The organism is Acanthopleuribacter pedis, assembly GCF_017377855.1.
Lineage (GTDB): Bacteria > Acidobacteriota > Holophagae > Acanthopleuribacterales > Acanthopleuribacteraceae > Acanthopleuribacter > Acanthopleuribacter pedis.
This window is the reverse complement of sequence record NZ_JAFREP010000024.1, coordinates 23,578-36,546: the sequence shown is the minus strand read 5'-3', so window position 1 is coordinate 36,546 and position 12,969 is coordinate 23,578. Positions and strand designations below refer to the sequence as shown.

The 12,969-nt window shown below is 59.5% G+C and carries 6 protein-coding genes; 4 read left to right on the top strand and 2 right to left on the bottom strand.

Translation table 11 applies throughout. The features are described from left to right. Window positions 1-25 precede the first annotated feature (25 nt). A complete protein-coding gene (locus tag J3U88_RS23085) occupies window positions 26-700 on the top strand; it encodes a type 1 glutamine amidotransferase domain-containing protein (protein ID WP_207861357.1) in 675 nt (224 codons plus the stop codon). A 125-nt stretch (window positions 701-825) separates the two neighbouring features. On the opposite strand, the gene J3U88_RS23080 is transcribed toward J3U88_RS23085, so the two are convergent. Together J3U88_RS23080 and J3U88_RS23075 are read right to left on the bottom strand one after the other, a co-directional pair. Further along, window positions 826-2,016 (bottom strand): NHL repeat-containing protein, encoded by a 1,191-nt coding sequence (locus tag J3U88_RS23080; protein ID WP_207861356.1) that lies wholly within the window; start codon window positions 2,014-2,016, stop codon window positions 826-828. Window positions 2,017-2,586: 570 nt separating this feature from the next. Further along, entirely contained in the window at window positions 2,587-3,261 is a 675-nt protein-coding gene (locus J3U88_RS23075; RefSeq protein WP_207861355.1) for a papain-like cysteine protease family protein, read from the bottom strand. Window positions 3,262-4,048: 787 nt separating this feature from the next. Here J3U88_RS23075 and J3U88_RS23070 point away from each other — a divergent pair. Genes J3U88_RS23070 through J3U88_RS23060 form a run of 3 tightly spaced genes read left to right on the top strand, consistent with a single transcriptional unit; the run spans window position 4,049 to window position 12,962 of the window. Then, entirely contained in the window at window positions 4,049-7,288 is a 3,240-nt protein-coding gene (locus J3U88_RS23070; protein ID WP_207861354.1) for a hypothetical protein, read from the top strand. Then, window positions 7,285-11,304 carry a hypothetical protein gene (locus J3U88_RS23065; RefSeq protein ID WP_207861353.1) on the top strand — a complete coding sequence of 1,340 codons (4,020 nt, stop codon included), beginning with the start codon at window positions 7,285-7,287 and terminating at the stop codon, window positions 11,302-11,304. The genes J3U88_RS23070 and J3U88_RS23065 overlap by 4 nt, the downstream gene beginning before the upstream one ends. Continuing rightward, window positions 11,304-12,962, top strand: a complete 1,659-nt coding sequence (locus J3U88_RS23060) for a ComEC/Rec2 family competence protein (protein WP_207861352.1) — start codon at window positions 11,304-11,306, stop codon at window positions 12,960-12,962. Before J3U88_RS23065 ends, J3U88_RS23060 begins: the two co-directional genes overlap by 1 nt. The last annotated feature ends 7 nt before the right edge of the window (window positions 12,963-12,969 follow it).

Below are 12,969 nucleotides of genomic sequence, written 5' to 3'. Positions count from 1 at the left end.
AAAACACGAAGGAAGGACCCAACCCATGATTTTGATTTTTTTGACCAACCACGCCGAGCTTGCCGGTGAACCCAACGGCACCTTTTCCACGGAACTGACCCACGCGTTACATGTGTTTGAAGAAGCCGGTTTCGCTTACCAACTGGCTTCGATCCAAGGCGGCGCCGCGCCGGTGTACGGCCAAAACGCGGAGGACAAGGTGGATACGGCGGTGCATGCCGATCCCGTGTTCCAAAAGGCGATCCAAAACACCAAACCCGCGGCCGAGCTGAAGGCCGAGGACTACAGCGCCGTGTTTTATCCCGGTGGTTACGGGGTGCTGTTTGACCTGGCCAAACACGAGGGCGCCGCGGCGATCACCGCGCGCATTTACGAGGCGGGCGGCGTGGTCGGCGCGGTGTGCCACGGTCCGGCCGGCCTGTTGCCGGTGACCTTATCCGACGGCCGTTCGCTGTTGGAAGGTCGCACCGTGACCTCCTTCACCCGCGCGGAGGAAGTGGCCTTCAACACGCTCGACAAAATTCCCTACGTCCTGGAGGACGCGCTCCTGGCCAAAGCGGCCCGGTTCATTCGCGCCGAAAATTGGGCGGAAAACGTGGCGGTCGCCGAGCGCGTCGTCACCGGCCAAAACCCGGCCTCGGCGGGTGCGGTCGCAGAAGCCATGGTGGCGGCAATCCGCCAACCGGCGGGCCAACCCTAATCCAAGTGGCGCCGCTGCAATGAAAGAAGCGGCATTCGGATAAAATCCGGGTGTCGCTTTTAGACGAAAGACCCGCTGAGCACTTCTCACGCTCAGCGGGTTTTTGGTTTTTCTGATTCGATGGGTTAACGGTAGGGCGTTTTGAGGCGCATCAGCAGGATCATGGGTTGGTCGGGGTCGGCATCATCATGGTCTGAAGCGGTTGAAAAAGATTCGTCGAAGAACGACGCCCACTGTTCCACATGGCGCCGCAACGCAATCACCATCGCGGTATCCCCCCGTGCATCCATGAATCTGCCGATTCGCGATTTGATGCGATTTTTTGAAAGCTGGTTTCCTTGGTGATCGAAGGGGACCCAGCCAATTGCGCCCACTTTGATCCAGACCGTTTGATCGAAGACCAACATTTTGTGGATGGTTCCGTTGAGATTGCGCAAGCGCATTAACGCGCGACGATCTGATGCGTCCAAATCGCTGTAATGTTCTTTGGTTAACGCACGCGGGGTGGTGATTTTTTGTGTCCGCAAAAGGCGCGGTTCGTTTTGATCATCAATCATGGCGAATTCGGGTAAAAAGTTACAACCCACCCAGTAAACGTTGCCTAACACGGCGAGTTGATCGACGACCCCATAGCCGAACTTCTTCTCAAATTCGATGGGTCTGTTATTGATCCAAGCAAGTGGGGTCAGTTCGGAAATTTGGTTGGGTGAGCGCCATGAAACCCGGCATTTTACGCCTTGGGTTTCCGGTTTGTTTGGATGATGAACATTGGTGAGAAGGAGCGCGTCCCGTTTTGGCCAGGCAAATGCACTGCCCACCGCGAGAACGGTTTGGTTTTCGAGTTGGAGGGATCTCAAATTCAAGGACCAAAGATAGTCACCCTTTTCCGAGTAAGCGAGTATTTGGCTCCGGCCAATATCGTAGAAGCCGACGTGACCGTCGAAGATTTTGGTTGCAAAGCTTAGCCGACCCAATTCGCCCGGACCTTCGCCCGCCACGGCTACGGTGCGATCATAGCTGCCGTCTAAGTGGTATCGCACCAAGCGGTCACCCTTATCATTGCTCACAAAGTAGCCGGTTTCCGTCATCAACGCCACTTTAGGATTTTCGAACAGAATCTCGTTGTTCTGTTCTAAGGAAAAAGCAACCTGAAACGGGAAAATGTCGGTGATAAAACGCGCATCTTTGAAGGTGGCAGCGTTAGGTGGTTTGGGCGTGGTTGTTGGCGAACGCGGCGCCCCGCCAAGGGAATAACAGGAAAAGGTCAGCAGGAGAAGGTACGGCCAAAAGGTGCCACTTGTTAGTTGGGTCCGCATGACCCCTCGCAAAGGTCCCTTGAGTCCCAACAGGGGTCACCAAATCCACTGTCGCTACATTCGTCCTGAAACATCGTTGTGCAGGTCGCTTTGGGAATAAGCTCAGGAAGGCAGTAAAAGGTTTTGCATTGGATGTAAACGATGGCGCAATGACATTCACAACGATAGGTTTTATTTTCGGCGTATTGGTTCAAGAACCAAAGCAGTTGACCGGAACTAGAGCTTGTGACGATAAAAAACAGAAAAACACATGAAAGAAGTTTGAATAAATTCTTCATGAGGGTTCCTTTGGGTTTTTCTGAAAAAAAGAGGTGAGGCATCATATCAGACGCAAGGATTGGCATTCAACCTAAGAAGCGCGATAGCTCGCGGTGACTTTCGCTAAACCTGGGCCACAACGGCTTGTGAACATGCTCATCGCATCCCGTGGGTGGGGTCGTGCGCGACCCCGGCCCACTTTTCCAAACATTTCGTTTTAGGTCTTTAGCCAGAATCTCTCGCTTCAGCGCCTCCTTAGGTTGAATAGCGGTTGTTTTCGTTTTCTTCGCGGGGTTTCAGGATGGTGCCTGGTTACTTACTGCCGGCACATGCCAAAGCCGGGTGGGCCTCGGTGGCCGCGCTTGCCGAACGGCGCAACATCGGGTTTCGCGGGAAGGGGACCTTGGCGGCGCGTTGGTCGGGAGAACCACTCGGTGTGGCGGCGCAGGTTTCCCGGCGTGGTGGTTGTTTGGTGAAGTACAGGTAATTGAAGGACATGCGTTTGCTGGTGAGGTTGTTGTAGAAGGCCTCGAAGGACGCCGCCTGGTTTCCTTTGCGGGGGCATGAATAGAGAATGGATTTGTTGTAGTAGCCGTAGATCAAAAGCGCGTGACCGGTGTTGAACGGGGGGACGCTCATACCGGCGATGACCGGTTTGTCGGCGCTCAGACTGTGGATGACGAGGTGTTTGAATTTGGTTTGGGTGATGTTGTCGCGGCGTTTGAGGACTTGGCCCGCATAGGTGCCGGCCAGGGCTTTGTCGATGCGCCCGATGGGCTGCTCGTCGTGGGTCCACTGGCTGACCTCGGGGTTTTTGTTGAGCAGGTGGTGACCCCAGTGTTCCACATCGGAAACAGGGGGAATCACGCGGTAATAGGCAAGGACCGCGGCGCTCACCGCGGCCCAGCCAAAGGGCGAGCCGGGCGGGATATAAGGTACGACGGCGGTTGCATGCACGGCGGGAACAAATAAGATACGGCTGATCATGGGGCGGTTCTCCTGGATTGGGGTGGGACGGTTTCGCGCCCGCATTTTTTCCGGCGTTGGTGACGAGCCTGTCTAAAGTCTGGTGGCACAAGGCTTATGAGGGAAGCCGGAGACGGGCGTCGCGGCGCACCGGCGAAGGGGGGACAGACCGAGAAAACGAAGTGGAAGTAAGCTTTCAGCTTCTCGCGGCGAATCTTTGTGAAAAATGCGGGCTAGGGCTGGGATGTGCCTGAAAAGCCATGGCCAAGGAGGGCGGACGCATGAGGGGGGCAAGGTCCTGTTACCATTATTTGTGCCAAGTAAGCGCGAAAATCCTTTGCGCAATATTAATTTATAAAATATTTAAATTGAGCGTTTTACGCGGCCATAAAAAAATACGCAAGCCATCCTTTGGCTGAATTGACGCGTGGCGGCAGGCACGCTGTATCTGTGGCGGTTGCACCTGTGTGTTTTTCGGTGACAGGTCACGGGCTGCATCTGCCTGAAGAATAAAGGAGAAAACGCTTTTTGGAGCGGCTCGGGTCGGCTATGGCGCCGGTGTTTGGTTGACCACGCGGTTTACCCAATGCCGCGATGAGATGATTATTTTTGTGGCGCCGGGAATTTTTGTATCGGCGGTTGTCGGCTGAAATTTCTTGTTTTGCTGTTTTCTCGCCGTTATGCTGGGTTCATTAGCCTATGACATCCTGATTCTTGTGGTGCTTCGTCCTATTTGAAAACGGCGACGTTTTGAACCGAATCCCACCACCACGCCTTACCAGGGCGGGTCGACGGAGGTCCCTTACCCATGACGACCATTACCGTGAAATGCACCAAGGGTGGGGTTACCCCCAGCTTTAACGTGTCTTATTACAACGATATCTCGAATTCGTCTGAACCCGCCCTTTTTACGTCGGCCGGGGTTGCCGTTCCCGGTTCCGGGGGATCCGAAAGCTGCTTGACGAATTCTGATGTCACCTTGCCGTGGAACACGGCATCCGGGACGAAGCTGGACCCTTCGACGACCTACATCATGCGCCTGCAACAAGCGAACGGCGGCGGCGGGGTAGACAGCAACCACGTCAATGTCATTTACAACCCGCCGAGTATCGTCAGTGCGCTTTTTGACGGCACCAATGTGACGGTTTCCTGGACCCCGCCTTGTTCCGCGCCGGCGCCATCTTCGACCAAGTTTCAGTTGGAGAATGCGGTGGGGAACAGTCAGTGGCCCGAGACGGGTGATACCGGTACCTTTACGTTTTCCGTGAACGACAACATGCTCAGTGACACCCAATATACGATTAAAGCGGTTGGGCTGAGTGAGGATTGTACCGGGGTCTGGAGTGAGGCTTTTTCGGTCTCCAACCTGGTGGGGACCGGGTCCAAGACAGGGCCGGGTCAACCGGGTCAGCCCGGCCAACCCATTTCTCCGCAAGGTCCGGTCCTCAGCGGCCTGGAGGTGACGGCCTGCAGTGAAAGCCAACTTTCGGTGACAGCGCGCACCCCGGAGCTGCAGGGTGGGGACGGCACGACCGAATACGTGGCCGTGGTGTTGTGTGAAGGATTTAAGGTTGCTGTTTCCGATCCGGTGATGATTGGCAGTCAACCCTTGGTGCACGATCAGCGGCGCGTGCCTTTTGTGCTTAACGGCAGCTTCGACCCCGCGCGGCGGTACCGTCTGGCTTTGGCCGAATCGACCGGGACCGGCGACGACCAAGCCATCGGCGTGCCGGGTCTGCCGATGGAACTGTTGCTGGGTTCGCCCGGCCGGGTATCGATTGAAACGGCTTGGGTGGCCACTGACCTGCATGTGTTCGCGCGGGTGACCCCGCCGGCGGGGCCTTGGCCGAGCACCGGCGCGGTGATTCGCCTCAACGACGCCGATGGGAACCCGCTTACCGACACGGAAAGCGGCGGCAGCGGGTTTTACCAAACAACGGTGTTGGCGGACGCCGCGGCCGGCACGGCGTATACCTTGTGCGCGGCCTCGGCGCGCGGGGCCGACATAGGTCCGCCGGGCGATCCGCGCGCGATCCTTTCGAGCGTGCCCACGGCGACCGCGGTGTCCGTCGAGGGCCCGCGTTTGACGGCAAGCTGGGACGCGGTGGCCGATACCGGCGCCGAAGGTTACCGCCTGACCGCCGCGGGTGAAGGGTTCGCTCCGATTGACGGCGAGTCGCCCGGCACCGCGGGTTTTTTGCTTGCCCCGGCCGGGCGATCCTGGGATGAACTGGGCTCGGTTTCCCTGGCGCTTCAAGCGGTTGGCCACGAAACCCGTGGTCCCGCCGCCGTCGTGGCGCCGATCACCGCCGCCCCCGCGCGGGCCAAGGCGACCTGGACGGCGACCGGCGCCGGCTGCACCTTGAGCTGGGAGGCGCTTACCGGCGTGACCAACCTCGGTTATGCCGTTGAGATCAGCCAGGGGCGTGCGCTGTTGCACCAAGCCGACACGACCGACGCGCGTTATACCGTACCCGACGGGATCTTAAATGCGGGTGGCGATCTTCATTTCCGCGTGCGCGCTACCGGTGGCTCCGACGTCACCTTGACCGGACCTTGGAATACACCGACGCCGATCCCGATCGGCACACCCGGCGCCTTGTCGGTTCACTACGACGGCCGTACCCTGGCGGTGCGCTTCGCCCCGGTGCCGACCGCGACCGGTTACCGCATGGTGCTGGTCAAAAACGGCGCGGAGCAAGGCGAACCCTGGTACCGTTCGGAACCTTTTGCCATCACCACTTCGCCCAAGGTCGCGGACACAACCCTTGTCGTTCAAGCGGTTTTGCCAGGGGGCTTGGGGCCCGCGCGGGCGCAGGCCGTGTTCCGCGCGGGTTGGTACCCCGGTATGGCGACGGACAACAATGTGTCCATCCCCTGGCTGAATCCGGCGGTTGCCGCGGACCAAAGCGCCCACACCATCACCCTCGGTTTGCCCAATCTGTTTGCCCAAGCGCCCGCCAACCCACTCCCACAAAACGGGCCCTTCACCCTGGCGGCGGTGGATTCGCAACGCCACCCGCGCTACAGCTACAGCCTCACCCTTGCCTGCGACGGCACGCCCAATCCCTGGACCTTCACCGGTGAGGCGATTCGCGCCGATTTGTTCGGGACTTTCAAAGACTTTTTGACCGCCCTGGAAACCGCCGGGGCGACCCCGTTCGGGGTGCAGACCGTACGCGCCGCCGTTGCCCGCGCCATGCCGCAAACCTTTGCCGAAACCTTGCTGTACACCCACGGGTTCAGTGGCGATGACGGCTGTGTCGACCTGACGCCGGGCCTGGTGTTGCGCGCCGAACAGGCCGCCTACCAAACGCTGGGCCGCGCCACGCCCAACCAGGAATACCTCAACGGGTTTGTGCCCAGCGCCGTCGCCGAATACGCGATCAGCCACATCAATGCCGCCCCAGGCGGCTTTACCGCGCTGGACGCCTTCATCGGTTGGTTGGTTTCGCAAGGCGGGACCGCCGTCACCGCGCCACCTTTGAACGACGGTCGCCAAGCCGGCGCGGGCGGCCTGATCGACAGCGGGGCGCTCGCCATGCGGCAACCCTTCCTGCGGCTGCTTTTCCCGCAAAACTTCCCCGGCGACGAGGCCGCCAATTCCGGCAGCCCACGCCCCGGCGACAATACCTTGATTCTGGCCGCCGCCAAACTTTCGCTGCTGGATTCGGCCACCAAAACCATTCGCGGCGGCGGCGACATCCCCGACGGGGTCGGGGCCCTGTACTTCCGCGGCCGTGCCACCCTCACCCCGGCGATCCGCGTGACCCTGGGCGGTGCGCCCATGACGGTTTCGCTCGGCACCACCGTGGCCGGTCTGCTGGCCACCCGCGCCATGAACCCGCCTGATCTGGCGCTGCCGCTCACGGGTTTGCGCATGGAACGCGGCGTTCAGAGCGCCTTGCTGAACTACCCGGATCGCTACGATGTCGGCGCCGCCAATCCGGTGCGGCTGGATTGGGTGCCGGCGACCCACGCGGCTTACAGCAGCCTGCCGCTGCTCGCCGGCGACCTGCTCGACCTTGGCCGCGGCGGTTCGCGGTGAGCAAGCCCTCACCCGTATTCGCCCAAGACGGCGATTCGGCGCTTTACTTTTGGGACGGCTCAAAAAGAGGCGGTTACCGCCGTTCGCCCGGTTTTTCGGCGGGGTCCCAGGTCAGCTTAACTGCGTCCCTCGCCGATCACGGCGCGGTCTGGTTTTGGTGCGACACGGACATCACCGACGGCGCCGCCTTTGGCCAATCGCTAGAGACCTGGCTGGAACGCCAACCGCCGGCGGCGCAACGGTTGGTGTGGATCCAAGACGCCGACGCCGACCCAACCCGTTGGCGCACCACCCTGGTCGCCACCGCGGTCGGGCCCCACGGCGGCCTGTCGGTGTGGTCCGGTGCCCTTTTTGATTGGAACGGGGTCAAAACCACGGTCTCGGCCGGTTGCAAACTGGCTACGGCAGAGAAGAACGAACTCTACGGGTTGACGCTGACCTTTGAAGGGAAAAATGCCCTTCGGTTGCAAACCGAGGACGGTGTGTTCATCGCGAGCGAGGGTTTGGCCGGGGTGAGTTACAGCCCCTACCGCGGCGGTTGTTTGGTGTGGAACACCACCCTCGCCGCGGCCGTCGCGGGGACAGCCTCGCCCATGCAAAAACTCGGCGTGAGCCAACGGTTTTTTGCGCCGGACCGCGAGGCACGTGACGGCACCGTCACGGTGCTGCGCACCGAACCCTTGATCCAACCCGTGGGCGGCGATCCGATTACCCTCTACGCCTCGATGGATCCCTTCCGGCCGCTGGACCGCTTCAGTTCGCGGCTGTCACTGTACCTCACCCACAACCACACCCGGAACCACGTGGTTTTCGAGACCGGTTTCGCCCAGCAAACGGGGCAGGGGATTCACCTCACCGCGCGGGTCCCCAAGCTTGGGGTGAACGAGGCGCCCGGTTTTGTGTTGGCGGTACAACCGCTAGTGTGCGGCGATCCGGGCAGCGTACCCGTCACCCACTATTTCACCCCGGACGGTGACTTCCATCTCACCGCGCTGAAAAGCCCCCGTCCCGAGGTTCGGCCGTCGCAGGAAGACCCACGCGCTGCCGAACCAAGCGGCGTCCCGGCGGCCCAACCAAGCGCCGTTCCGGCGGCCCAACCAAGCGCCGGCTCGGCGGCACGTCGGACGCCGAACCAACGCCTGCTCTGCGGCATGAACGGTGCCGAATATGTCGGTTTTCCCGACGAGAACCTGGTGCTGTGGTTTCGCGCCGGCCACGCCGCCTATGCACCCGACGCGGGCGCGGCCCCGACCACCGCGGTCGCCGCCGCGCGCCTGCAATTCGGGGTGGGGGAAGGCGCGGGGACCGACGCCGAGCCCGCGCCCGCGGCGCCATGGCTCACCGAACTGGGAACCACGGCCTGGCTGTGGTTCACGGGTCCCGACAAAAACATTCATTATTATGCGCAAAGTGAAGCCGCGCTGTTTTACGCCGCCGCCTCAGACGCCTTTTTGTCTTTTTTCGAAATGCCGACCGCGCTGCTTCATTCCTACAACCCCGACGTCGCCTTCCCCATGCTGGGTTACGCCGGGCTGCCCGCGGCGCGCATCCCCTTGGCGCAAGTTTTGGAAAACGAGGCGATTGCCCCGGCGCGGCTGCAAAGGATCACCGCGCTGACCCCGAATGGTAACGCCCAGCCCGCCGGCGGCGGCACCCAGCCTGCAGCCGCCGACCAGGCTGCTACGCGCCAAGTCAGGCGCCAAGTCACGCCGCCGGGCGACAACCAAGCCGTGGTTTCGCCTTCCGGCCTAACCATCGGATACGGCAAGGACGACGCGCCCTGGGATTGGCTCGGGATCGGCAACACCGGATCCAACGACGACGGTGCCCCCGACCTCTTTTTCACCGCCGTCCAGGGACCCTTCCGCGATGCGCTGATGAGCAACAACCTGTTTATGGTGCTCGGTGACGCGGACACCCTGATGCGTTCGGCCTCGGTCGCCTACCAACTCAGCCAAAACACCTTGGCCTTGATGGCCGACTTGCCGGACCAAGATCCCAATTGGAACGCGGTGGTGAACGCGGTCGCCGCCGCCGTCGCCGCCCATCCCAAACCCTACAAAACCGAAAGCGAATTCAACGCCATGCTCGACGGCGTCCAACCCAAACCGAATCCTGCCCAGCAGGACCTGTTCCGTCGTTACGGCGGTCTGCTCACCGCGGTGGTCGGCGACTGGACCTTCCGCCTCAGCCCGCGCAACTGGACCGGCGTCAACCGCGATACCCGGCTGATTTTCAAATTCGTCACCGACCGCGGCCTGCGCGCCCTGGTCGACGACACCAGCGCTTGGCTGTGGCCGGAGGCGGCGGGCGCCCACCAAAACACCGTGCGCAACCAAATCCTGCGACAAATCACCGACGCCGAAGGCGCCGTCCGTTTGGCCGAGGCGCGGGGCGACCATTCACCCTACGCCAACTTCGTCGACGTGGTCCACGACCCGGCCTGGACCGGCGTGCTCGCGCTCAACGGCGAGGTGCCGCTCACCAGCCTGCCCGAACCGCTGCAACCGCTGGCCGCCGGCATCGACCCGGCCCTGTTCCAGGGCCACCACCTCGGTTTCGCCACCACCGGGTTCAAGCCCGACGGCAAAGGCGGCCTGACCTTTGATGTCAGCGCTTCGTTCGGGCTGATTGATTACCAGGATCCCATCGACCAAACCTTCGACAGCGACACGGTCAACTTCGCCTTTAAAGTTCAAGAACTGACCGTCGCTTTCGCCAACGGCCTGACCACCGACTTCACCGCCACCGCGCAACTGCTGGTCAACCGCCTGTTCGGCACCCAAACCGAACTGACCCCGACCGCCCACGGCAACAATCTGATGCTGGACGGCGTCTACCAGGAGCAAAGCCTGGACGGCGGCACGCCGCGCGGCACCTACCTGTTCCGCATGCGCGATCCTGGTGTGATGCGGCTGTCGATGGGGCAACTGAGTGAGGTGGCTGTCGATAGCGTGCGTATGGCCGTGGTGCGCGCCTGCGATCCCGAGGCCGATGTGACCACCGTGCAGACCTTGTTCCAAATGGACGGCCGCCTGCGCTTCAAGGAACCGGGCGGTTTCTTTGATCCCTTTTGTTGGGGGCCGGTGGACGGCACCGTCCGAGGCGCCGAGAAAGACGCCCTTGCTTTGGACGGCGACGCGCGCGACAAAACCAAACCGGAGGGCGTGAATCCCAAGGCCGAGGTACCGGAAGGTTCACGGGGTTTGCTGTTCGCCAACTACGCCATTAGCATGGCCTTTCCCTTGGCCGACCCGCGCGACCTGAGCTTCGGCATCGTCGACGACAACCTCAGCTTGGACACCGCCCACAGCCCCGCGCGCGAGGATGCCCTGTTCGCTCGTTTCCCGCTGCGCTTGGTCGACCTGATCAGCAGCCCCGATCCCTGGATTACCGAGGGCATTCCTCCTACCACCAACCGCGACAGCGATCCACGCCTGCCGGAACCGCTCCGCTTCAGCCCGGAAAGCGCGGGTTATGTTTCCATCGCCGCGCCGCTGCGCCAGGGGCGCTTGAGCGCACCGTGGTTTGGGTTGGTGTATGAGCTGGATGTGGGGACCTTGGGCGCCTTGGCCGGTTCGATGGGGATCACCTTACGCATGATCGCGGCCTGGTCACCGGGTGCTTTTGAAAATGCGCCGGCGGTGTTCTTGGGTTTGGCGTTGCCGGGGGTTTCGGAGGCGGTCGGCATGAACCTGCCGCTGCAGGGCATGTTGGATTTGGGGTTCCGCACCGCGCAATTCGAATGTTATCGCGACGACAAGGGCGTGCAGTACCTGCTGCGCCTGCGCGATTTCGCGGTGCGTGTGTTGGGCTGGTCATTCCCGCCGGGTCACAACGACATCATCTTGTTCGGGAACCCGGATCAAAGCGCGGACACCAAGCTGGGCTGGTACGCGGCCTTCGAGGACATCAAGGTCAAAGAAAAAGGCAAAACCAAAAAACGGCAGGAAACCCGGTTGGTCCGTGCGTCACGACCGGCGCGGATCCAACAGGGAACAGGGGAGGCGGAGTAATGGCGGAGGCGGCGGGGATTCAATTATCGGCCTTGTGGTGTGGCCAAGGCATGGCCCATGTTCTGGAAACCTTTACCGAGGCGGAGTGGCAGAAGAAACCGGAGGATCGAAAACCCGAAAGTATGGTATTAATCGATTTTGGTATTGAGGCGAGCGCTGCACCCAAGAAAGGGGGTATTCATTATCAGAGAGCGCAAAAGGCAATCGAGTTTGTTGCACGGGAAGCGAAGAAAAAAGATGACCCGATAATCGATCTAGCCATATCTTCTCATGCAGATGCCGATCATTGGTTTCTCTATCCATCTTTAATTGAATTGCTGAAAGAAGGGTATAAAGATAAAAAAGATAAAGATGCAGAATATGTTATTAAACAGTTCGTTAAAGGCGGTCTCCAGAATTCATGGGGTTTTGATGATATGGAGGGTTCCAAATCTGCACTGGAAGAAGTAGAGGCGCGAGTTGAGGATATCAAATTTATTGACGAAATGAATGTTGCAACGCTTGAATCGAATTTGACGAATTACCGTTATACAGAAGGGGTTGATGAAAATGCCCTGCCTTTTATAAAGGACATTGATGGTGTAAAGATTCGTACACTTATTGCCAATGTTTCTACAGGGAAGATGGACGCCCACGGTATCAATACCTGTTCTTTGGTTGTTGTCATCGATTTTAAAGGTAAGCGAATGATTCTCCCCGGAGACGCGACGCAATCCACCTTGATTGAGGTGAACAAGTTATTGGATAAGTGGAAAGGAAAGAGTCCTTTAAAACCCGTACTGATGATGTCTGTTCCTCATCATGGGGCACGGTCCACCATGTTACAAGAGGGTGAGGTTAAGGGCGTTGATCAAAGTGTAATTGATGGCTATCAAGCAAGCATTGTTTCAAAAAGAAAGCGAAGTAGAAGTGGCGGTCTTACGAGAAACTCAAAGAAAAAGAAAGTAACGACCGAGCATTTTCATGCGTTGGGTAAGTTTACAGCATTGACGCAACCCGCGGCAATTGTCGCTTCGGCTGATCATGGTACGACAACCGCGGGTCATCCGAGTGCCCAAGTTTTACAAATTTTAGGGAAATACACAAAGCATGGCGGTTATAGTGCGGGCGTTGTGGTCGATGATCACATCGGCGATCACACCATTGTTGTTGCAGATGCGTCAAAGGTCACAAAGGGGTGGTCTGTCTATTCGTTTAATCAAAATAACGCTGCTAATGTTTTTACCACTCGGTTGACAACCAGTGAGAGCGCCAATTTGAAAATTGAAGGGGAGGATAAGACCGTCAACGTCTCTGATTTCTATTTTATGATTGACCAAAATGGCGCTAAGCAAACATGGAAGCCCTATTTGGCCGATCAAGTAACATCACTCGTAACGAAAGTACAAAACATCGAACCATGCACTTGGGATTTTGAAACTCAAGGGGAGAATGTGACGATGACTGACGCCGCCTCCCAGCCTGTCGGCTCGCTTCATTCCGGCGAAGAAGCGCCGCAAGACGTGGTGGGCGTTTTTCCACCCGCCCAAACCCTTGTTGCACCTGAGACCTTGAATCCAATGGGTGCGAACCGTTCACGAGACCTGCAAACCCTGCCTGTTGCGCCACCTGTTCATCGGGTGCCTTTGTCCCACCGCGCACTTCCAAAACCTTCCTGATTCCTAC

What these genes read in the sequence shown, in the direction of transcription:
- J3U88_RS23070 (WP_207861354.1), top strand. Translation starts at nt 4,049, where the DNA reads ATGACGACCATTACCGTGAAATGCACCAAGGGTGGGGTTACCCCCAGC.
- J3U88_RS23060 (WP_207861352.1), top strand. Translation starts at nt 11,304, where the DNA reads ATGGCGGAGGCGGCGGGGATTCAATTATCGGCCTTGTGGTGTGGCCAA.
- J3U88_RS23085 (WP_207861357.1), top strand. Translation starts at nt 26, where the DNA reads ATGATTTTGATTTTTTTGACCAACCACGCCGAGCTTGCCGGTGAACCC.
- J3U88_RS23080 (WP_207861356.1), bottom strand. Translation starts at nt 2,016, where the DNA reads ATGCGGACCCAACTAACAAGTGGCACCTTTTGGCCGTACCTTCTCCTG.
- J3U88_RS23075 (WP_207861355.1), bottom strand. Translation starts at nt 3,261, where the DNA reads ATGATCAGCCGTATCTTATTTGTTCCCGCCGTGCATGCAACCGCCGTC.